This is a genomic window from Polaribacter sp. Z014 (genome assembly GCF_023555435.1).
Taxonomy (GTDB): domain Bacteria; phylum Bacteroidota; class Bacteroidia; order Flavobacteriales; family Flavobacteriaceae; genus Polaribacter.
In genome coordinates, this window is record NZ_JALCZP010000001.1 from 762,816 (window position 1) to 783,715 (window position 20,900).

Here is a 20,900-nt window from a genome sequence, read left to right on the forward strand (position 1 = left end):
AATATGGCAAGAAGAGAGAATCCAGAAATTAATGCAGGTTCTATGGCAGATATTGCCTTCTTGCTGTTAATCTTTTTCTTAGTAACAACAACAATGAATGTGGATTCAGGAGTTTCTAAAAAACTTTCTGAAAAGCCGCCAGCAGATTACGTACCACCGATTATTAAAGAGAAGAACATTTTTGAGGTAAACATTAATAGAAATAATGAGCTTTTAGTTGAAGGCGAAAGAATGGAAATTAAAGACCTTAAAGAAGCCGCTATCGAATTTATCGATAATGGTGGAGGTGACGGTAAAGTTGAGAATGGTGTTGCTAGTGGACCATGTAATTATTGTAAAGGTGAAAGAAGTGAGTCTTCTTCAGATCATCCTAACAAAGCAATTATTTCGGTGCAAAGTGATAGATTAACAGAGTATGGAACGTATTTAACAGTTCAAGATCAATTGTTAAAAGCATATAGTTTTTTAAGAAATAGGTTAAGTGTTGAGAAATATAAAGTACCTTTTGAAGAGCTTGAAAAAGAGTATAAAGACAATATGACTAACGAGAATTTGAAGAAAAAGGTTGAGTTTATTAAAACTGCTTATCCTCAAATTATATCAGATCAAGAACCAACAAAATAATTTTTAAAATTTAACCGTATGTCTAAATTTAGAAAAAAGAAAAAAGGAATGCCAGCAGTAAATACTGCTGCTTTACCAGATATTGTATTTATGTTGTTGTTCTTTTTCATGGTAACTACTACAATGAGAGAAACTTCTTTACAGATTGATGCTCCAAGATTGCCTTCTGCTACAGAAGTGAAAAAATTGGAACATAAAAGTTTGGTAACTACCATTTACGTTGGTAAAGCAAAAGATACTAAATATGGAACCAGTTATAATAGAATTCAATTAAATGACAAAATTGGTTCTGCTGATGATGTTCCTGCTTTTATTATAAATGCAAGATCTAAGGTTTCTGAAGCAGAAGTGCCATTTATGACAACTTCTATTAAAGCAGATAAAGAATCTAGTGTAGGTACAATTACTGATATTAGATTAAAATTAAGAGACGTAGGTGCTCTTAAAATTAGTTATTCTGCTTCAAAAAAGACTGAGTAATCAATATAATATAACTTTACTAAAGGATAATTCATTTGAATTATCCTTTTTTTTTATCCTTTTTTTTAGAAAACAAAACTATTAATGAAATTTTGTATCTTTATGATACGTTTAATTTGTGTATGAAAACAACGCTTACTTTACTTTTATTGTTATTGAATGTAATTGGATCTTTTGCTCAGAAAGATTCCTTAGAACTAGGGAATAGATATGCAGATGATCAAATTTATGTTACAGTTTCTTACGCTCAGTTTTTTGACCAACCAACAGAAATTTCTAAAAGTAATTTTTCTTATTCACTATCTCTAGGGTTTCTAAAAGATCTAATTTTAAATAAACAAGGTAGTATATCTGTAGCTGCTGGTGTAGGGTATGGATTCGATTTTTTTAATCATAAGTTAAAAGTAACAGAAATGAATAATACGACAGCTTTTACTAGTGATGATGAGATTAGTGCAAATTTGTTTAAATCTCATAACTTAGAATTTCCGTTAGAATTAAGATGGAGAACTTCTACAGCGAATAAGTATAGTTTTTGGAGAGTATATGCAGGTATTAAATTCTTATATAATTTATCTAATACATTTCAATTTGAGGATGCTACAGGAACTACTTTTAAGTATTCAGATGTTTCTAATTACAATAAATTTCAGTACGGTTTAACACTTTCTACGGGCTATGATGAATTTAATATAAACCTATATTATGGTCTAACCCCAATTTTTAATAATAGTACTATTAACGAGGAAGTAATAAATTCTAAAGTATTAAAATTTGGTTTAATTTTTTATATTCTATAAAAAATAGAAGACTATTATAGGTGATAAGAAACCTAACAGAAATCCTAAATAAACTTCCTGTAGCGTATGTGCTTTTAAATGTAATCTTGCACTAGCAAGGATACCAGATAGTAGTAAAGAGCAGGCTATAACTATTGTTAAATTTTGGTTATAGATAAGGTTTAATATAAAGAAGAAACCTGAAGTAATACCTAGCGACATTAAATGAATACTCGTTTTTATTTTAAATGCAAATAATATATAAATAAATACCAAACCTAATGTAGTAGCATAAAAAAGGATGCCTAAATCTCTTAAGTTCGTTACTCCGTATAATGTATTACCTAATAAATAGAATAATACAATCATCATGGCAATTGGTATTTTTCTTTCCTGTATGCTATCGGCCTTAAAAGATTTTATAAGTTTAAACCTTTTAAAAAGAATGAGTATAAGTAATGGAATAAAATAGGTAGTTACAAAAATTAGACCTAATACTGCAAATTTTTGGTTACTGTTAAAATTACTTTGTATTAAAATAAAATATAAGAGTATTCCAATTGTAGGTATTACAATTGGGTGCAGTATTACAGATATAAATTTATGAAATTTCACTAAATTTCTTTTCTTAGTCGTGCTACAGGTAAACCTAACTGTTCTCTATACTTTGCAATAGTTCTTCTAGCAATAGGATATCCTTTTTCTTTTAAAATTGCAGCTAGTTTTTCGTCTGTTAGAGGTTTTTTCTTATTTTCTTCTAGTACTACAGTTTCCAGTATTTTTTTAATCTCTTTAGTAGAAACATCTTCTCCTTGGTCATTTTTCATAGATTCAGAGAAGAATTCTTTGATTAATTTTGTACCATAAGGTGTAGAAACATACTTACTATTGGCAACTCTAGATACGGTAGAAACATCCATATTAATTTTATCGGCAATATCTTTTAAAATCATAGGTTTTAACTTGCGCTCATCACCTGTTAAGAAATAGTCATACTGATACTGCATAATAGTATTCATAGTAACTAAAAGAGTTTGCTGACGTTGTTTAATAGCGTCAATAAACCATTTTGCAGAATCTAATTTTTGTTTGATAAAGAATACTGCATCTTTTTGAGATTTACTTTTAACAGTTGCTTCTTGATATCCTTTTAGCATATTATTATACTCTCTAGAAATATGCAATTCAGGTGCATTTCTAGAGTTTAAAACTAAATCTAATTCACCATCAACTAATTTTATAGAAAAGTCTGGAACTATTTGTTCTGCAATTTTGTTATTACCGGCATAAGAACTTCCGGGTTTTGGGTTTAGTTTAGAAATTTCTTTATTTATTTCTTTTAATTCTTCTTCAGAAATATTAAACTTTTCTTGTAGTTTTTTATAGTGTTTTTTTACAAAATGATCAAAAGCCGTCTCTAAAATCTCAATAGCTAAGCTTCTAATTTTGTTACTTCCTTTTCTTTTAAGTTGTATAATTAAACATTCTTTTAAATCTCTGGCACCAACACCAATAGGATCTAAAGTATGAACCACTCTTTTTAATATAGATATTACTTTTTCTTCTGTTGTAAATACATTTTCTGTAAAAGCTAAGTCGTCTACTAAGTCTATTATTTCTCTTCTAATATAACCACTGTCATCTATACTGCCAACCAAAAATTCTGCTATAGCAAGTTCTTCATCATTAAAGCTATAGGTGCTTAATTGATTTTTTAAGGATTGATGAAAACTTGTTCCTGCGGCATAAGGTACATTCTTTTCTTCATCATCTGCAGAGTAATTGTTAGCTTGAGTTTTGTAGCTAGGTATTTCATCATCACTCAAGTAATCATCAATATTTATGTCTTCTGCTTCAATTTTTTCTGTTCCAGCATCATCATATTCATTAGATAAATCATCATCTATGGTGTCAGATTCGTCTTTACCTGTATCTAAAGCAGGGTTTTCTTCTATTTCTTGCTTTAGTCGTTCCTCAAAAGCTTGCGTAGGCAATTGAATTAACTTCATCAACTGTATTTGTTGAGGAGATAATTTTTGTAATAGCTTGTATTGTAAACTTTGTTTTAGCATATATACAAATATATGAAATAGGTTAAAATAAAAAACGTCATTCTGTGAGGAATGACGTTTAGTTCTTTAAATTTATATAATTTATTTAAAATTCAGCATTTTGTGGAGTTCTAGGAAACGGAATTACATCTCTTATATTATTCATTCCTGTTGTAAATTGTACTAGTCTTTCAAAACCTAATCCAAAACCAGAGTGCACTGCTGTTCCAAATTTTCTTAAATCTAAATACCACCACAATTCTTTTTCTTCGATACCTAGAGCTTTCATTTTATCAACTAAAACATCATAACGCTCTTCTCTTTGAGATCCTCCAACTATTTCTCCAATTCCAGGAAATAATACATCCATAGCTCTTACTGTTTTACCGTCATCATTTAAACGCATGTAAAAAGCTTTGATGTCTGCAGGGTAATCAAACAATATAACAGGACATTTAAAGTGTTTTTCTACTAAGAAACGTTCGTGCTCAGACTGTAAATCTGCTCCCCATTCATTAATTGGGAACTGAAATTTTTTCTTTTTATTTGGTTTTGAATTACGTAAAATATCAATTGCCTCAGTATAAGAAACTCTTTTAAAGTTATTATCTACTACAAACTTTAATTTATCTAACAAACACATTTCGCTTCTTTGTGCTTGCGGCTTGCTTTTTTCTTCTTGTGTTAACCGTTGATCTAGAAAAGCTAAATCATCTTCACACTTATCTAAAACATAGTTGATAACATATTTAATAAAGTCTTCTGCTAAATCCATATTACCATCTAGATCCATAAAGGCAACCTCTGGTTCTATCATCCAAAACTCTGCTAAATGGCGAGTTGTGTTCGAGTTTTCTGCTCTAAATGTTGGTCCAAATGTATATGCTTTTCCTAATGCCATTGCAAAAGTTTCTGCTTCTAACTGACCAGAAACGGTTAAGTTGGTTTCCTTACCAAAAAAATCTTTAGTATAGTCAATTTTACCATCTTCTGTAACGGGTGCTTCATTGTCTTTAAATGTAGTAACTCTAAACATTTCTCCTGCTCCTTCCGCATCAGAACCCGTAACAATTGGAGTGTTTACGTAGTTAAAATCTCTCTCTTGAAAATACTGATGCACAGCAAAAGACAATTTAGAACGTACACGCATTACAGCGCTAAAAGTGTTTGTTCTTACACGTAAGTGTGCATTTTCTCTTAAAAATTCGAAACTGTGTTTTTTAGGCTGAATTGGGTATTCATCTGGATTAGAATCTCCCAAAATTTCAATTTCTGAAACCTGAATTTCTACAGACTGACCTTTACCTTGGCTTGCTGCCAAAGTACCTTTTATACAAATAGCGGCACCAGTTGTAATTCTTTTTAGTGTTTCTTCATCTGTGTTTTCAAAATCGATAACACATTGTATATTGTTAATAGTAGTACCATCGTTTAGTGCAATAAAACGATTGCTTCTAAAAGTTCTTACCCATCCTTTTAGTTGTACTTCTTGTAGTAATAATCCTTCCGACTTTAAAAGCTCGGCAACGTTGCTGTTTATCATATTCTTATAAATAAAAGTGATATAAATATATGTTAATAATTAATTGTATAACCTTGATTTTTAGTCTTTTAAAAAAACTAATTATAAAGTAAAAATCTTTTTTTGGTATATCTTTTAAAAAACTACATTCTTATTCATAGAATGAATTTAGAATATACAAAACTATTTTTATTAAAGAGTAAAGATACTTTTTTGATATAAGATGAGCAATGAATTTTTAAGTAGTTTATTTTTGATTTTTAGGAAGTTCTCTGTAAAATAGTGTAATTTTTTTATTATAAAATCAATATAAAATTAGGGCTATTTTCTTTTACTAAAAATCGGATGTAATATAACATCCGATTTTTAAATAGGGTAAAGATCTTATAAATCTAAATACTTACTCATCTATTTTATCCTCCTCTGGAGGAATAATTCTTATTGATGGTTCTTTAAATACTTTTTTGTTGGCTATTTTCTTTTCAAAAGTTAATAACAAAGAAGGTAATAATAACAAGTTAGAAACCATTGCTAATAATAATGTGATAGAAACCAAACCTCCTAATGCAATGGTACCTCCAAAACTAGAAAGCGTAAAAGTTAAAAACCCAAAAAATAAAACAATAGAAGTATAGAACATACTTACTCCTGTTTCTCTAAGAGCCGCATAAACAGAATGTTTTACACGCCAGTTATTAGCTATTAATTCTTGACGATATTTGGCTAAAAAGTGGATGGTATCATCTACAGAAATACCAAAAGCAATACTAAATACTAAAATAGTTGATGGTTTAATAGGAATACCAATGAAACCCATTAATCCAGCCGTAATAAGTAATGGTAATATATTTGGTATTAAAGATATAAGGATCATTGGTGGAGATCTAAACATCCAAGCCATAAAAATGGCAATTAAGAAAATTGCTAAGGATAATGAAATAACTAGATTATGTATTAAATAATTGGTTCCTTTTATAAAAACTAAGGCTTTTCCGGTAATGGAAACATCATATTTGTCTGATGGAAATTCTTTAGCAATAACGTCTTTTAAACGTTCTTGAATTACGTTCATCTTTTCTGTACCAATATCTTTCATAAAAGTAGTTATTCTAGCATAACGCCCTGTAGAATCTACAAAGTTTTTAAGCATGCCAGCTTCACTATTTGAGTTTTTTGTATAGGCTAAAATGTAACTTTGCTCTTGACTTGTTGGTAATTGATAATACTTCGGATTTCCGTTGTAGTACGCTTGTTTAGAGTACTTTACTACATTAGTGATAGAAATTGGTTTAGAAAGCTCTGGAAAAGTTTCTATGGCTTCGTTTATCTTTTCCATCTTTTTTAAGGTGGATAAATTCATAACACCTTTTTCTTTTTTAGTATCCACTAAAATTTCTAAAGGCATGATACCTCCAAACTCAGTTTCAAAGAATTTTATATCTTGATAAAATTCTAAACTTTTGGGCATATCTTCAATTAAACTACCAGATACCTTTATCTTATAAACGCCTATAATTGCAGTAATTATAACAATAACTGTGGCAAAATAAATAGTAATTCTTTTGTTTTTCACTGTTTTTTCCATCCAATTCACTACATTTTCAATCCACTTGGTTTCAAGATGATTTAAATGTTTCTTCTTAGGAAGTGGCATAAAACTATACAAAATAGGTATAATTAATAAGGCCAAAATAAAAATACTAATGATGTTTACAGAGGCTAAGATTCCGAATTCGCGAAGCAAACTACTTTTTACAAAAACAAAGGTAGCAAAACCAGATGCAGTTGTAATATTGGTCATTAAAGTAGCATTACCTACTTTAGAAATTACACGTTGTAATGCTTTTGCCTGTTGACCGTGTTTTTTTATTTCTTGTTGATATTTATTAATTAAAAATACTGCATTAGGTACTCCAATTACAATAATTAATGGAGGTATTAATGCAGACAATACTGTTATTTCATAACCGAACCATCCTATAAAACCAAAGGCCCAAACAACACCAATCATCACTACCAATAGTGTAATAAAAGTAGCTCTAAAAGAACGGAAGAAAAAGAAGAAAATAATAGCGGTAATACCTAAGGCACCAGCTACAAAGAGTAAAATTTCATCTTGTATATTTTGAGCATTTAGTGTTCTAATATAGGGCATTCCAGAAACACGTACGTCTAGGTTATTTTCTTTCTCAAATTTTTTAATTGTGGGTACTAAAATATTAAAAATGAAATCTCTACGTTTGGGTGTATTTATAATAGATTTCTTTATATAAATAGCGGTTTGTAGTGTACCTGTTTCTTTGTTATATAGTAGATTATCGTAGAAAGGTAGTTTTTCGAAAAGCTGTTTTTTTATGTTGTTAACTTCTTCTTTGGTAGTAGGTTCGGTTTCGTATAAAGGCTCTAATATAAATTTTCTTTTTTTTCTATCTGCTTTTAATTTTTTAATATCTGCAATAGAAATGGTGAAATCTATTTCGTCTAAACTATCAAATTTTTGTACTAAGTTATTCCAAGCATTAAACTTTTTTGGAGTAAAAACAGTAGCGTCTTTAACTCCTAAAATAACTAAGTTACCTTCTTCACCAAAAATTTTTAGAAACTTATTGTATTGTAAATTGGCTTCATGATCTTCGGGTAATAAATTGGCTTCTGTATATGAGAATTTCATATACTTCATTTGTGATGCTAATAAGCCTGTAATGATTGCAATACCTAGTAAAACTATATAACGGTTTCTTAAGATAAGGCCAGCAACTTTTGTCCAAAAATTCATTTAGTAAAATTTACGAAAATGTAGTTAAATTGTATATTGTTGTAAATAAAAAGAGAGTGCTAAGAAACACTCTCTTTTTATTGGTTAGGTTTTTTTTAAACCTTCATTATTTCTACTTCTTTAACAGCTAGTTTTTCTTCTATCTGTTTAACAAAAGTATTAGTTAGGTTTTGGATATCATCTTCAGATACTTTTTTTAAATCATCAGAAACATCAGTTTTTTTGATGTCATTATTGGCATCTTTACGAGCATTTCTAATACCAACTTTAGCATGTTCTGCCTCGGCTTTTGCTTGTTTTGCTAAACCGATTCTTCTTTCTTCTGTTAACGGTGGTACATTAATCATAATAATGTCTCCATTGTTCATTGGGTTAAAACCAAGATTAGCAACCATTATGGCTTTCTCTATAGGTTGTAACATGTTTTTTTCCCAAGGTTGTACAGCTATTGTTCTTGGATCTGGTGTAGTAACATTTGCAATTTGACTTAATGGAGTTTGAGCTCCATAATAATCTACCATTACGTTTGCTAACATTGCAGGTGTAGCCTTACCAGCTCTAATAGTACGTAATTCTTTAACTAAATGCTCAATAGCATTATTCATCGCTTCTTTAGCGCTATCAAGAATAAATTCAATTTCTTCGTTCATGGTCAGTAAATATTTAAAAAATGCTATTATTGAGTATTAACTATCGTACCAATTTTTTCACCAGAAACTAATTTTAATAGGTTTCCGTATGTATTCATATCAAAAACAATTATTGGTAATTTATTTTCTTCACTTAATGTAAATGCTGTCATATCCATTACTTTAAGGCCTTTTTTAATGACATCTTTAAATGTAATATTTTCAAATTTGATAGCATCTTTATTTTTTTCTGGATCTACATCATAGATTCCGTCTACACGGGTTCCTTTTAAGATAGCATCTGCGTCTATTTCTATAGCTCTAAGAACTGCAGCTGTATCTGTTGTAAAGTATGGGTTTCCTGTTCCGGCTCCAAAGATTACAACTCTTCCTTTTTCTAAGTGACGAATTGCTTTTCTTTTAATATAAGGTTCTGCAACTTCTTTAATTTCTAAAGCTGTTTGCAAACGCGTATGAACATCTTCATCTTCTAAGGCACTTTGCAAGGCTAAGCCGTTAATACAGGTTGCTAACATACCCATGTGGTCTCCTTGTACGCGATCCATACCATTTGCAGCACCAGCAACACCTCTAAAGATATTTCCACCGCCAATTACAATGGCAACTTCTATTCCTTTTTCTACTACTTCTTTAATTTCTTTTGCGTATTCAGCTAAACGTTTAGGATCAATTCCGTATTGTCTGTCGCCCATTAAAGCTTCTCCACTTAATTTTAAAAGAATTCTTTTGTATTGCATAGTTTATTTTGAAAGTTGTGCAAAATTAAGCTTTTTTTTTGAGTTTTGTTTTTTTGAGATACAAAAAAACCTCGCAATTCTAAAATTATAGAATGCGAGGTTTTAAATATTTAAATTCTTGTCTTCACAAGAATAGTAGATAAATGTTTATCCTAAAGTAACTCTTTTGAATCCACTTACTTCAACATCACCATATGTTTTAACATATTGTGCAACATTTTTCTTTTCATCTTTAATAAAAGCTTGGTCTAAAAGACATTGCTCTAAATCTAAAGTTGTGTTATCAGAAATGAATCTTTCCATTTTTCCAGGTAAAATTCTATCCCAGATTTTTTCTGGTTTTCCTTCTGCAGCTAATTCTGCTTTTGCAGCTTCTTCAGCTTTTGCTAAAACTTCTTCAGATAATTGAGACATAGAAATAAATTGAGGAACGTTTTTCAACGTTTTTCCTAATCTTCCTAATTCAATATTATCTTTTTCAATCACAGCAATTCTTGCTTCTGTTTCAGCAGCAACAAATGCAGGATCAAAATCTTTGTAAGATAGAGATGTTGCACCCATAGAAGCTACTTGCATAGCTACGTCTTTAGATAAAACATCTGCATTATCTACAGCAGCAGTTAAACCAACTAAAGCAGCAATTTTACCAATGTGAGTATAAGCACCAACATAAGCAGCTTCGATTTTCTCAAAAGCTGTTATCTCTAACTTTTCTCCAATAACACCAGTTTGCTCAATTAATTTATCAGCAACAGTCATTCCACCAAAATCAGCAGCTAAAAAAGCTTCTTTATCTACGCAGTTTAATGCGATTTCAGCAAATTGAGCTCCTAAAGCTACAAAAGCATCGTTTTTACCAACAAAATCAGTTTCACAAGCTAATACAATTGCTACACCAGCAGTATTATCAGCATTGATTTTAGTTACTGCAACACCTTCGCTAGATTCTCTATCCGCTCTTTTTGCAGCAATTTTTTGACCTTTTTTACGTAAAATATCAATTGCTTTATCAAAATCACCAACAGACTCTACTAATGCCTTTTTACAGTCCATCATTCCAGCTCCAGTTGCTTCTCTTAATTTTTTAACATCAGCAGCACTAATCTTTACTGTTTCCATGTTATTTATATTTTTAAGTTATACTTATTTTTTTTCTTCAGCAGGAGTTTCAGTAACTTCAGCTTTCGCTTCTTCAACTACAGGAGCTGCTTTTTCTGCCTTTGGAGCTGCAACTTCTTTAGTTTCTTTTACTTTCTCTTTGTCTGCTTTTCTATCTGATAAACCTTCTGCAATTGCATCAGTTACAAAAGATAATACTTTGTCTATAGACTTAGAAGCATCATCATTTGCTGGAATGATAAAATCTACTAATCTAGGATCAGAGTTTGTATCAACCATTGCAAAAATTGGAATGCTTAATTTTTGAGCTTCTGCTACAGCAATGTGCTCTTTTTTAATATCTACTACAAATAATGCACCAGGTAAACGAGTCATATCAGAAATAGAACCTAAATTCTTTTCTAATTTTTCTCTCTGACGATTGATTTGTAATTTTTCTCTTTTAGATAATGCATCAAAAGAACCATCTAACTTCATTCTATCAATATGAGCCATTTTCTTAACAGCTTTTCTAATAGTTACAAAGTTAGTTAACATACCACCTGGCCATCTTTCTGTAATGAAAGGCATGTTTACTGCTTTTGCTTTTTCTGCAACAATATCTTTTGCTTGCTTTTTAGTAGCTACAAATAAAATTTTACGTCCAGAGTTAGCGATCTTTTTTAAAGCTTCTGAAGTTTCTTCTATTTTTGCTGCTGTTTTATACAAATCGATGATGTGTACACCATTACGTTCTGTATAAATGTATGGAGCCATGTTTGGGTTCCATTTTCTAGTTAAGTGTCCAAAGTGTACACCACTATCTAATAATTCTTGAATGTTTACGTTTGCCATTTTCTTAAATGTGTTTACTTTCTGTTTTGAAATCAATAGTTAGGTAGTCTTTCGAGTCCTAACTATTTAGATGCTAAACTGTTTAATATTAAAATATAATAACAGTTCTCGATATAATATAGTCCAGAATAAATTCTGAATAATATTAACGTTTCGAGAATTGGAATTTTTTACGTGCTTTTTTCTGACCGAATTTCTTACGTTCAACCATTCTTGGATCACGAGTTAATAAACCTTCTGGTTTCAATACTAACCTGTGCTCTGCATCAATATGAACTAAAGCTCTTGTAATTGCTAAACGAATAGCTTCTGCTTGTCCTGTTACACCACCACCGTAAACATTAACTTTGATATCATAAGATTCTAAGTTTTCTGTTAACATTAAAGGTTGTTGTACTTTATACTGTAAAGTTCCAGTAGTAAAGTAGCTTTTGTAATCTTTTTTGTTTACTGTAATGTTTCCTGTTCCTTCAGAAAGGTAAATACGAGCAACAGCTGTTTTTCTTCTACCGATTTTATGTACTATATCCATTATTTAAGATCGTTAAGGTTAATAGCTTTAGGTGCTTGACCTGCGTGTTTGTGCTCTGTACCTGCATATACATACAAGTTTCTGTAAAGTGCTGCTCCTAAAATATTTTTAGGTAACATTCCTTTTACTGCTTTTTCGATTAATCTTGTAGGATCTTTCTCAAACATTTCTGTTGCAGTTAACGATCTTTGTCCTCCTGGATACCCTGTGTGACGAATGTAAGATTTGTCTCTCCATTTGTTACCAGTTAAAACAATTTTTTCTGCGTTGATGATAACCACGTTATCTCCACAATCTACGTGAGGAGTAAAATTTGGTTTGTTTTTACCTCTAATTAGCTTTGCTACTTTAGAAGCTAGACGACCCAACGTTTGCCCGTCTGCATCAACTAAAACCCACTCCTTGTTTACGGTAGCGCTGTTTGCTGATACTGTTTTGTAACTTAATGTGTTCATAATTACACTATTAGTTTTTGTTTATTAATAATTTAATTTTCCTTAAAAAAGGAGTGCAAATGTACTGTATTTTATTTGATTGACAAATAGTGCTTTAGATTTATTTTAAGATTGTTATATCTTACTAAAATAAGTTTTTGTTTTTTTGATAGTATAAAAGCTAAGTAATTGGTTTTAAAGTTTGTAATTGTCCTTTCTAATTGTTTCTTTAAAACCTGTTCCTTTGAATTTTTCTCTCTCTAAATTTTCCTTTTTTTTTGACGTGTAAAGAAGATGGAAAAGGCAAATATTGGTATGAAGTATTAATGGTTTAAGCCTAGTATTGATAGATAAAAAAAAGCATCAAAATTAATTGATGCTTTGGTATTTTCTGTTTTTAAGTTTAAAATGGCACTAATGGCCAACTGTTTACTAAATCATTACTCTCCATCCGTAAGGATCTTTCGCTTTGTTTGTTTGAATATCTGTAATAGCCTTTTTTAGAGTTTCTGCAAAAGAAGTCTCTAATTCAGGTAAATCATAATCGGTACCTTGGTAACCAAAAGTAGAAATTGGAGAAATAACAGCAGCAGTTCCTGCTCCAAACATTTCTTTTAAACGACCACTTTGCGCTGCGGCAATTACTTCAGAAACAGTAATTTTTCTAACTTCAACATCAATATTCATGTCTTCAGCAATTTGAATAACACTTTTACGTGTAATTCCATTTAAAATTCTATCGCTAGTAGGACTTGTAATTAAAGTGTCATTTATTCTGATAAAAATATTCATCGCGCCAGCTTCTTCAATATATTCGTGCGTATTGTCATCCGTCCAAATTACTTGATTATAACCTTTGTCTATAGCTAATTGTGTAGGGTAAAACTGTGCGGCATAATTACCTCCAGCTTTTGCAAAACCAACACCTCCATTTGCTGCACGAGCATATTTTTCTTCAATTAAAACCTTTACTTTACCAGAAAAGTACGCACCAGAAGGAGCTGTACAAATTATAAATTTGTAAGCATCAGCAGGTGACGCATGAAATCCTATTCCAGAAGCAAACATAAAAGGTCTAATATATAGAGAGCTACCTTCGTTTGTTGGTATCCATTTATTATCAACTTCTAATAATTTCTTTAAACCATCCATAAAAATGTCTTCTGGAATATTTGGAATGACCAAACGTTCTGCAGATTTATTTAAACGCTTACAGTTCTCTAAAGGTCTAAATAACATGGTGTTTCCTTCTGCATCTTTGTAAGCTTTCATGCCTTCAAAAATGGATTGTCCATAATGGAAAATCTTTGCTGACGGATCTAAAGATATGGGAGCATATGGTTTAATAACTGGTGTTTGCCATTCGCCATTTATAAAATCACATTCTAACATGTGGTCAGAATATACACTACCAAATGGTAGATTATTAAAATCTACAGAATCGATCTTCGATTTTTCTATACGTTGAATTTCTATATTAGATTTCATTCTATTTTAATTGAATTGAAACACAAATGTACATAAAATATTCATCGGACAATATAACTAATCATTGCTTTTGCTCATTATAATATGTACTTTTGTTGAATTCACAATTAATTTTGAATTTATGAAATATTTGATACAATTTTTTTTAGTTATTTTGTTTGTATTTACGGCGTGTAAAGACGGAAAAAAATCAGCGAATAAAATAGCAGAACAAAAACAAGAAGTTAATTATGATTCTTTTGGCACCAAAATAGATTTAGACAATGCAATTAGTTCAGAACAATTACTAGCTAAATTTAAAACCATGAAAACTGGTGATACAATTAATGTAAAATTTGGTTCTACCATTAAAGAAGTTTGTTCTAAGAAAGGATGTTGGATGAAGTTGCCTTTAGATAAAGAAGCAGAAACTATGGTACGTTTTAAAGACTACGGTTTTTTTATGCCATTAGATGCTAAAGGAAGAGAAGTGGTTTTAAATGGTAAAGCATTTGTACAAGAAACTTCTGTTAAAGAATTACAGCATTATGCAGAAGATGCAGGAAAAAGTAAAGAAGAAATAGCAAAAATTACCCAACCTAAAAAAGAATTTACTTTTGAGGCAGATGGTGTTTTAATAAAAAAATCAATCTAAATATTTTGAAAAGAGAAATTTTAATAACTTCAGATGGTTCATCTACCATTCATTTACCAGATTGGAATGAGCAATATCATTCTAAAAACGGGTCTATTAATGAAACCTATCATGTTTTTATAAACAGCGGATTAAGGCAAGTTACAGAAGACAAGGTTGCTATTTTAGAAATTGGTTTTGGTACAGGTTTAAATTGTTTTATTACCTATTTAGAAGCTAGAAAAGACATCGATTATGTTGGTGTAGAAGCGTATCCTGTTACGCCAGAAGAAGTAGGAAAAATGAATTTTATAGCTGTCTTAGAGGCAGAAAAGGAAAGTGAAACCTTTAAAAAAATGCATACCGTTTCTTGGGAAGAAAAACATCAAATTTCAGACACATTTTCATTAACCAAAAGAAAACAATTCTTTGAAGATATTGAAGATAAAGACGCCTTTAACTTAATTTATTTTGATGCTTTTGGTGCTCGTGTACAACCGCAATTATGGACGGTAGAGATTTTTCAGAAAATGTATGACTCACTAAAAGAAAACGGAATTTTAGTAACCTATTCTGCAAAAGGAAGTGTTAGAAGAGCTATGCAAGAAGTCGGGTTTGTTGTAGAGCGTTTGCCAGGACCTCCTGGAAAAAGAGAAATGCTAAGAGCAACAAAAATTACCAATAAAAACTAACCACTTAAAATTTATTTTCAAATGCAATTTAAAAGAAAATTTGGAAGGCAAAAGCAAACCAAACCAACAAAAGGACTTTTTTTAATTGTGGTTTTAGCCTTCGTTTTAATCCTTTGGTTTAAAGCAGAAGATATTATGAATGCTTTGTTTTAGATACAATTTTTTAGCAGCTATTTCCTGCTTTCACTGCTCGCTTTTTTTATCCTGAAAAAGGATAAAAAAGAGCTCAAACAAATAGCCTGTCTTGAGCGAAGTCGAAAGGTTCAATCAGGGCTAAACTTGTTTGCACTCTAAATTCATTTACCTGAAATAGAAATTATTTTTTAAAACGTCTTCCTTTCCAATGATATTTAAAAAAGAGCGATTTGAAAATAACAAGAAGGCTAAAAAAGGGATATAAAAAACTAGCAAAAATGTACCATTTATAAAAATTACTTTTTATCTTAAAAAACTGAATTGTTGGCAAGAATAAAAACAAATCAATAATTATTTTTAACACAAAGGGAATAAAAAGCATTTTTAGGCTTCCAAACAATAAATAATAAACAACAACAAAGTTGGTAAGTAAAACTAACAAACCAATTAATTTTACCTTTAAAGAACTAAAATTACCTGTCTTTGCAGCCCATCTTGTTCTTTGGTTTATTAAGTCAATCCAAGTTTTTACAGGGAACGTAGTTACAATGGCGTCAGAAGATTTTAAATAACCAACACTTTTTTTATCAGCTTTTATAAACTTTTCAAATAGAAAAATATCATCTCCGCTGGCAATATTGTTATTGCCATTAAAGCCATTAAGTAGTATAAAATCTTCTTTTTTATAAGCTAAGTTTGCTCCGTTACATAAAAAAGGAAAACCCATACCAAAACCACCAATAGTAGTTCCTTGCATGCTCATAAAATCTAATAATTGAAACTGCTCTAAAAAGTTGTTTTTAGCTTTATAATTAACAGGAGCAACTACCATTTTGGGGTTTGTGTTTTGAATAAAGCTATCTATGCTTTGTAACCAATTTTCAGGTAAAATACAATCTGCATCCGTAGTAACAATCCAGTTGTATTTTGCGACCGAAATTGCGGTTGTAATAGCGTCTTTTTTTGGAGAGTTAGAAGTTCTTATATTATTAATAAAACAAATGTCAGTTCGAGTGATTTCGCTTTTTCGCAAAATTGTATCGAGAACTTGTTGGTCTCCTGAGATTTCTCCTCGTTCCTCGTTCGAAATGACAAAACTATTAATTATTTCAACCGAATTATCTGTAGAAGCATCATCAACCAAAATAAATTCTACCAATTCTTTTGGGTAATTTAACTCTGCGATTGATTTTAATAAAATAGGTAGGTTTTCAGCTTCATTTCTAAAAGGAATAATTACTGAAAATGAGGTTTTATTTACTGTTACTATTTCCTTAAATGTATCAACCTTTTTAAATCCAACTGCCAACCAAACAATTAGAATAGCATAAAAAGTAACTATAAAAATGAGCAACCAAATCATTTTGCAAAACTAGGTTTAAAAGTTAACACAAAATAACTGCCAATAATTGCAGGTAATACAAAATTTAAAATCCACATTAAGGTGGTTGTAGATAAAATGATAAGAGGTTCTATATTGAAAAAAGAAAATACCCAAATAGCTACAGATCCTTTTAAAACAACATCAAATAAAGATAACATTGGTATTATAGAAGCAATTAAATAGATAGAAGTAATGGCAGAAATAGCATCGATATAAGAAATATCAACTTTAAAAATGAGTAATAAAAAGTAAAACTGATGCGAGAAAACTACAAACCGAAGCATTGATAAAACACCTACTTTTACGTTTAAATTTAACGGAATTTTCTTGATAAAATTACTGGCTTTATCAAAAGTGAATCCTTTAACATTTATTTTTTTTAGTACCAAAAATAGAATAGAAATTATACTGATTCCAATGAGTAAAACTTTTAAAATACCATAAAAATCAATTTCAATCCTATGATAAAACACAAAATAACTGAAACCTATACAGCCAAAAAATAGGGTCATAAACATCTGATAAAAGTTTCCTACTAAATTTAAACCTAATATTTGCTTTCTATGGTTCTTGTTAAAATACAGTGCTTTTGCTCCGTATTCTCCAATTCTGTTGGGTGTAATTAAAGAAGTTGTTAAAGAAGCTAAGGATTGCTTTGTAGCCTCAAAAAATGAAATTTGTTTTACAAAACCGACAAGAGATTTCCATTTTATAATTTCTAAAAGCCAGTTTAAAAATGTAAAAAGTAGCAGAAATAAGAGGTTTTTGATTGAAAAAACTTCATTTTTAACTAAATTATCATAAAAAACAGAAAATTTTAGTTGTTCATTATCAATCAGTTTTGTGTAAATAAAATATCCGCAACCAATTACAATCGATAGTTTTATTATCAACCAAAAGAATTGTTTAGATTTGTATGAAAGCGAATTATACATGGTTTGCAAAGTAACAAATAATCATCAGTATATTTGATGATGTATACAAAAACAATCTACCACTTTGGCGATAGAAAAAATTATTTTAGGCATTGATCCAGGAACCACTATTATGGGTTTTGGATTGATAAAAGTTGTTGGTAAAAAGATGGAATTTATTCAAATGAATGAATTAATGTTAAAAAAATACGACGACCATTATCTGAAATTAAAACTCATTTTTGAACGAACAATTGAACTAATTGATACTTATCACCCAGATGAAATTGCTATTGAAGCACCTTTTTTTGGGAAGAATGTGCAGTCTATGTTAAAGTTAGGGAGGGCGCAAGGAGTTGCCATGGCAGCAGGTTTATCTAGAGAAATTCCGATTACAGAATATTTACCAAAGAAAATAAAAATGGCGGTTACCGGAAGCGGAAGTGCCAGTAAAGAACAAGTTGCTTTGATGTTAAAATCTCTTTTAAACTTAAAAACATTGCCAAAAAACTTAGATGCAACAGATGGTTTAGCCGCTGCAGTTTGTCATTTCTATAATTCAGGGAAAGTAGTTGGAGGGAAAAATTATACAGGTTGGGCTAGTTTTGTGAAACAGAATGAGAAACGGGTTAAGAAATAATGTTTAGTTTTCAGTAGCAGTAGCAGTAGCAGTAGCAGTAGCAGTAGCAGTGATCAGTGACGGTATTCATAAAAAAAAATGGGAATTATGAGTTTTACAGATTTATTAGCATTTAAAAAATCATTTTCATTAGCAATGAAAATTTTTGAAATTTCAAAATCATTTCCAAAAGAAGAAAAATATTCACTTACAGACCAACTAAGAAGATCTTCTAGAAGTGTTTCTGCAAATATTTCTGAAGCATATAGAAAAAGACAATATCCTAAACATTTTGTTAGTAAATTAAGTGATTCTGATGCCGAAAATTCTGAAACGTTAACTTGGCTTATGTTTGCCGTTAAGTGTAATTATTTAGATAGAAACTTATTTGATAATCTATCCGCAGAAAATTTAGAAGTAGGGAAACTAATAAACTATATGATTAATAACCCAGGTAAGTTCGGTGTTAAATGAGCCTGCCAACTGATACTGTAAACTGAGAACTAATTTATGTCCGGAATCTACATTCACATACCATTTTGTAAACAAGCATGTTTTTATTGCGATTTTCATTTTTCTACTTCTTTAAAGAAGAAAGAGGATATGATTTCATCACTTGTAAAAGAGATAGAAATTAGAAAAGATGAGTTAGAAAACACCGTTATAGAAACTATTTATTTTGGTGGTGGCACGCCCTCTGTTTTAAATACAGATGAAATTCAATTATTGATTGATGCTGTTTATCAAAATCATACGGTTGTTGAGAATCCAGAAATTACGTTAGAGGCAAATCCAGATGATTTATCTGAAGAAAAAATAATAGAGCTTTCTAAAACTCCCATCAATAGATTAAGTATTGGAGTGCAATCTTTTTTTGAGAAAGATTTAAAACTGATGAATCGTGCGCATAATTCGTCGGAAGCAAAAAACTGCCTATCTATAGCGATTCGCCACTTTAGTAATATTTCTGTCGATTTAATTTACGGAATTCCAGATTGTACAAATGAGGAATGGAGAGATAATATACAAACTGCATTGAGTTTTGGAATTCCTCATATATCTAGTTATGCGTTAACGGTAGAGCCAAAAACGGCATTAGCAACGTTGATAAAAAAAGGGAAAATTAAAAATGTGGATGATGAAAAAGCAGAGGAGCAATTCCATATTTTAATAGAAGAATTAAAAAAGGTAGATTTTGTGCATTATGAGTTGTCTAACTTTGGTAAAGAAGGTTTTTTTAGTCAAAATAATTCTTCTTATTGGTTAGGAAAATCGTATTTAGGTATTGGGCCTTCTGCACATTCCTTTAATGGTATCCAACGAAGTTGGAATGTGAGAAATAATGCAAAATATATAAAAGCTATTCAAGAAAATACACTTCCTATAGAAAGAGAGACTTTAACAAAAACAGATGGTTATAATGAGTATATTATGACAGGTTTACGAACCATTTGGGGTGTTTCCTTAGAAAAGATTGAAAAGGATTTTGGAGAAAAACATCTATGGTATCTTAAAAAACAAGCCGAAAAATATTTAGAACAAGAACTGTTAATCATCGAAAATAGAATTTTAAGAACCACAGAAAAAGGAAAGTTTTTATCAGATGGTATTTCTTCAGATTTATTTATGGTCAACTAGTTTTAGGGCTGTTAATTGTTGTTAAATGTAAAGATTGAACAACCTAAAAATAGAGAAAACAAATTTAAAAACTTATATTTGAGTCTGTGGTAAAAACTAAAATTTACTGAAATAAGTAAGGCAAATATGAAAGCGGTTATAGAATACAATTCAAGAAAAATAGAGATAAATGTATCGGAACCTATAGATATTTCTATTCCTATAGATGTTACAAAAAATAATATAAATGCGTGGGGAATTGAAGATCCTAAAATAGGACCAGCATCTTTTGATGGTTACGAAGTTAGTGTGGCTAATGGTGCAGTGGTTAATTTTAATAACATTCAATTTAACCCACATTCTCATATTACACATACAGAATGTGTTGGTCATATTACCAAAAAAGTGCATTCTGTGAATCAGAATTTAAAACATTATTTCTTTGTGGCAGAATTGGTTACGGTTGCTCCTGAAAAAATAGGAAGTGATTTTGTAATTTCTGAAAAACAGTTAAAAACAGCGTTAAGAAATAAAAAGAGAGACGCTATTGTAATTAGAACTTTACCAAATTTATCAGACAAAAAAGAAACGAGATATTTTAATACCAATCCGGCGTATTTATCTAATGAAGCAGCTAGTTATTTAGTAGAAAAAGGGATTAGACATTTGTTAATCGATTTGCCTTCGGTAGATAAAGAAAAAGATGATGGTAAATTAGAAGTTCATAACATATTTTGGAATACTTCAGGGAAATTAAGAATGCATGCAACCATTACAGAATTTATTTTTGTACCAAATGATGTTGTTGATGGTGAGTATTTATTAAATTTAATGATTGCACCTTTTGAAAATGATGCTACGCCAAGTAAGCCAATTTTGTATAAAATTATAAAGTAAAGT

23 protein-coding genes are annotated in these 20,900 nt (G+C 30.3%); 10 read left to right on the top strand and 13 right to left on the bottom strand.

Going from position 1 to position 20,900, the window contains the following annotated elements:
- The first annotated feature begins 3 nt into the window (after positions 1–3).
- The 3 genes from MPF19_RS03355 to MPF19_RS03365 all read left to right on the top strand — a co-directional run bounded on the left by MPF19_RS03355 (position 4) and on the right by MPF19_RS03365 (position 1,904).
- Positions 4–624 (top strand): ExbD/TolR family protein, encoded by a 621-nt coding sequence (locus MPF19_RS03355; protein WP_249986761.1) that lies wholly within the window; start codon positions 4–6, stop codon positions 622–624.
- An 18-nt stretch (positions 625–642) separates the two neighbouring features.
- A complete protein-coding gene (locus MPF19_RS03360; RefSeq protein ID WP_203394276.1) occupies positions 643–1,104 on the top strand; it encodes an ExbD/TolR family protein in 462 nt (153 codons plus the stop codon).
- Positions 1,105–1,226: 122 nt separating this feature from the next.
- Positions 1,227–1,904, top strand: coding sequence for a porin family protein (locus MPF19_RS03365; protein WP_249986762.1), 678 nt, complete (start codon positions 1,227–1,229; stop codon positions 1,902–1,904).
- Here MPF19_RS03365 and MPF19_RS03370 read toward each other — a convergent pair.
- The 11 genes from MPF19_RS03370 to MPF19_RS03420 form a co-directional block, all read right to left on the bottom strand.
- A complete protein-coding gene (locus MPF19_RS03370; RefSeq protein ID WP_249986763.1) occupies positions 1,899–2,498 on the bottom strand; it encodes a hypothetical protein in 600 nt (199 codons plus the stop codon). The two genes, MPF19_RS03365 and MPF19_RS03370, sit on opposite strands and share 6 nt — an antisense overlap.
- Positions 2,498–3,955 carry an RNA polymerase factor sigma-54 gene (gene rpoN / locus MPF19_RS03375; protein WP_203394279.1) on the bottom strand — a complete coding sequence of 486 codons (1,458 nt, stop codon included), beginning with the start codon at positions 3,953–3,955 and terminating at the stop codon, positions 2,498–2,500. The genes MPF19_RS03370 and rpoN overlap by 1 nt, the downstream gene beginning before the upstream one ends.
- A gap of 85 nt (positions 3,956–4,040) precedes the next feature.
- Positions 4,041–5,477, bottom strand: a complete 1,437-nt coding sequence (asnS, locus tag MPF19_RS03380; RefSeq protein WP_203394280.1) for an asparagine--tRNA ligase — start codon at positions 5,475–5,477, stop codon at positions 4,041–4,043.
- A 379-nt stretch (positions 5,478–5,856) separates the two neighbouring features.
- On the bottom strand, positions 5,857–8,232 hold the full coding sequence (locus MPF19_RS03385; protein ID WP_249986764.1) for an efflux RND transporter permease subunit: 2,376 nt from the start codon (positions 8,230–8,232) through the stop codon (positions 5,857–5,859).
- Between the two features lie 95 nt (positions 8,233–8,327).
- Complete coding sequence (gene frr, locus MPF19_RS03390) at positions 8,328–8,882, bottom strand: ribosome recycling factor (RefSeq protein WP_203394282.1); 555 nt, start codon at positions 8,880–8,882, stop codon at positions 8,328–8,330.
- A gap of 26 nt (positions 8,883–8,908) precedes the next feature.
- A complete protein-coding gene (gene pyrH / locus MPF19_RS03395; protein WP_249986765.1) occupies positions 8,909–9,619 on the bottom strand; it encodes a UMP kinase in 711 nt (236 codons plus the stop codon).
- 147 nt (positions 9,620–9,766) lie between these two features.
- A complete protein-coding gene (gene tsf / locus MPF19_RS03400) occupies positions 9,767–10,738 on the bottom strand; it encodes a translation elongation factor Ts (protein WP_203394284.1) in 972 nt (323 codons plus the stop codon).
- A gap of 24 nt (positions 10,739–10,762) precedes the next feature.
- Entirely contained in the window at positions 10,763–11,572 is an 810-nt protein-coding gene (rpsB, locus tag MPF19_RS03405; protein ID WP_203394285.1) for a 30S ribosomal protein S2, read from the bottom strand.
- Positions 11,573–11,717: 145 nt separating this feature from the next.
- A complete protein-coding gene (rpsI, locus tag MPF19_RS03410; RefSeq protein WP_203394286.1) occupies positions 11,718–12,104 on the bottom strand; it encodes a 30S ribosomal protein S9 in 387 nt (128 codons plus the stop codon).
- Positions 12,104–12,559 (bottom strand): 50S ribosomal protein L13, encoded by a 456-nt coding sequence (gene rplM, locus MPF19_RS03415; RefSeq protein ID WP_203394287.1) that lies wholly within the window; start codon positions 12,557–12,559, stop codon positions 12,104–12,106. The genes rpsI and rplM overlap by 1 nt, the downstream gene beginning before the upstream one ends.
- A gap of 411 nt (positions 12,560–12,970) precedes the next feature.
- The gene (locus tag MPF19_RS03420) at positions 12,971–14,026 is read right to left on the bottom strand and encodes a branched-chain amino acid aminotransferase (protein WP_203394288.1); all 1,056 of its coding nucleotides are present in this window, start codon (positions 14,024–14,026) and stop codon (positions 12,971–12,973) included.
- 121 nt (positions 14,027–14,147) lie between these two features.
- Between MPF19_RS03420 and MPF19_RS03425 the strand changes: the two genes are divergently transcribed.
- From MPF19_RS03425 to MPF19_RS19310, 3 genes are read left to right on the top strand one after another with little or no spacing between them, the layout of a single operon-like run.
- Positions 14,148–14,660, top strand: coding sequence for a DUF4920 domain-containing protein (locus tag MPF19_RS03425; protein WP_249986766.1), 513 nt, complete (start codon positions 14,148–14,150; stop codon positions 14,658–14,660).
- A 5-nt stretch (positions 14,661–14,665) separates the two neighbouring features.
- On the top strand, positions 14,666–15,331 hold the full coding sequence (mnmC2, locus tag MPF19_RS03430; protein ID WP_249986767.1) for a tRNA (5-methylaminomethyl-2-thiouridine)(34)-methyltransferase MnmC2: 666 nt from the start codon (positions 14,666–14,668) through the stop codon (positions 15,329–15,331).
- Between the two features lie 21 nt (positions 15,332–15,352).
- Positions 15,353–15,484, top strand: a complete 132-nt coding sequence (locus tag MPF19_RS19310) for a hypothetical protein (protein WP_284041359.1) — start codon at positions 15,353–15,355, stop codon at positions 15,482–15,484.
- Between the two features lie 163 nt (positions 15,485–15,647).
- Here the strand turns inward: MPF19_RS19310 and MPF19_RS03435 are convergent, their stop codons facing one another.
- Positions 15,648–16,829 (bottom strand): glycosyltransferase, encoded by a 1,182-nt coding sequence (locus MPF19_RS03435; protein WP_249986768.1) that lies wholly within the window; start codon positions 16,827–16,829, stop codon positions 15,648–15,650.
- The gene (locus tag MPF19_RS03440; protein WP_249986769.1) at positions 16,826–17,743 is read right to left on the bottom strand and encodes a hypothetical protein; all 918 of its coding nucleotides are present in this window, start codon (positions 17,741–17,743) and stop codon (positions 16,826–16,828) included. The genes MPF19_RS03435 and MPF19_RS03440 overlap by 4 nt, the downstream gene beginning before the upstream one ends.
- Before the next feature lie 106 nt (positions 17,744–17,849).
- On the opposite strand from MPF19_RS03440, the gene ruvC reads away from it, so the two are divergent.
- From ruvC to MPF19_RS03460, 4 genes are all read left to right on the top strand, one after another.
- Positions 17,850–18,404, top strand: coding sequence for a crossover junction endodeoxyribonuclease RuvC (gene ruvC / locus MPF19_RS03445; protein WP_249986770.1), 555 nt, complete (start codon positions 17,850–17,852; stop codon positions 18,402–18,404).
- An 87-nt stretch (positions 18,405–18,491) separates the two neighbouring features.
- Positions 18,492–18,857, top strand: coding sequence for a four helix bundle protein (locus MPF19_RS03450; protein WP_249986771.1), 366 nt, complete (start codon positions 18,492–18,494; stop codon positions 18,855–18,857).
- 36 nt (positions 18,858–18,893) lie between these two features.
- The gene (gene hemW, locus MPF19_RS03455; RefSeq protein WP_249986772.1) at positions 18,894–20,021 is read left to right on the top strand and encodes a radical SAM family heme chaperone HemW; all 1,128 of its coding nucleotides are present in this window, start codon (positions 18,894–18,896) and stop codon (positions 20,019–20,021) included.
- Positions 20,022–20,147: 126 nt separating this feature from the next.
- Positions 20,148–20,897 (top strand): cyclase family protein, encoded by a 750-nt coding sequence (locus MPF19_RS03460; protein WP_249986773.1) that lies wholly within the window; start codon positions 20,148–20,150, stop codon positions 20,895–20,897.
- Positions 20,898–20,900 lie beyond the last annotated feature (3 nt).

What these genes read in the sequence shown, in the direction of transcription:
- MPF19_RS03355 (WP_249986761.1), top strand. Translation starts at nt 4, where the DNA reads ATGGCAAGAAGAGAGAATCCAGAAATTAATGCAGGTTCTATGGCAGAT.
- MPF19_RS03360 (WP_203394276.1), top strand. Translation starts at nt 643, where the DNA reads ATGTCTAAATTTAGAAAAAAGAAAAAAGGAATGCCAGCAGTAAATACT.
- MPF19_RS03365 (WP_249986762.1), top strand. Translation starts at nt 1,227, where the DNA reads ATGAAAACAACGCTTACTTTACTTTTATTGTTATTGAATGTAATTGGA.
- rpoN (WP_203394279.1), bottom strand. Translation starts at nt 3,955, where the DNA reads ATGCTAAAACAAAGTTTACAATACAAGCTATTACAAAAATTATCTCCT.
- asnS (WP_203394280.1), bottom strand. Translation starts at nt 5,477, where the DNA reads ATGATAAACAGCAACGTTGCCGAGCTTTTAAAGTCGGAAGGATTATTA.
- MPF19_RS03385 (WP_249986764.1), bottom strand. Translation starts at nt 8,232, where the DNA reads ATGAATTTTTGGACAAAAGTTGCTGGCCTTATCTTAAGAAACCGTTAT.
- frr (WP_203394282.1), bottom strand. Translation starts at nt 8,882, where the DNA reads ATGAACGAAGAAATTGAATTTATTCTTGATAGCGCTAAAGAAGCGATG.
- pyrH (WP_249986765.1), bottom strand. Translation starts at nt 9,619, where the DNA reads ATGCAATACAAAAGAATTCTTTTAAAATTAAGTGGAGAAGCTTTAATG.
- tsf (WP_203394284.1), bottom strand. Translation starts at nt 10,738, where the DNA reads ATGGAAACAGTAAAGATTAGTGCTGCTGATGTTAAAAAATTAAGAGAA.
- rpsB (WP_203394285.1), bottom strand. Translation starts at nt 11,572, where the DNA reads ATGGCAAACGTAAACATTCAAGAATTATTAGATAGTGGTGTACACTTT.
- rpsI (WP_203394286.1), bottom strand. Translation starts at nt 12,104, where the DNA reads ATGGATATAGTACATAAAATCGGTAGAAGAAAAACAGCTGTTGCTCGT.
- rplM (WP_203394287.1), bottom strand. Translation starts at nt 12,559, where the DNA reads ATGAACACATTAAGTTACAAAACAGTATCAGCAAACAGCGCTACCGTA.
- MPF19_RS03420 (WP_203394288.1), bottom strand. Translation starts at nt 14,026, where the DNA reads ATGAAATCTAATATAGAAATTCAACGTATAGAAAAATCGAAGATCGAT.
- MPF19_RS03425 (WP_249986766.1), top strand. Translation starts at nt 14,148, where the DNA reads ATGAAATATTTGATACAATTTTTTTTAGTTATTTTGTTTGTATTTACG.
- MPF19_RS19310 (WP_284041359.1), top strand. Translation starts at nt 15,353, where the DNA reads ATGCAATTTAAAAGAAAATTTGGAAGGCAAAAGCAAACCAAACCAACA.
- MPF19_RS03435 (WP_249986768.1), bottom strand. Translation starts at nt 16,829, where the DNA reads ATGATTTGGTTGCTCATTTTTATAGTTACTTTTTATGCTATTCTAATT.
- MPF19_RS03450 (WP_249986771.1), top strand. Translation starts at nt 18,492, where the DNA reads ATGAGTTTTACAGATTTATTAGCATTTAAAAAATCATTTTCATTAGCA.
- hemW (WP_249986772.1), top strand. Translation starts at nt 18,894, where the DNA reads ATGTCCGGAATCTACATTCACATACCATTTTGTAAACAAGCATGTTTT.
- MPF19_RS03460 (WP_249986773.1), top strand. Translation starts at nt 20,148, where the DNA reads ATGAAAGCGGTTATAGAATACAATTCAAGAAAAATAGAGATAAATGTA.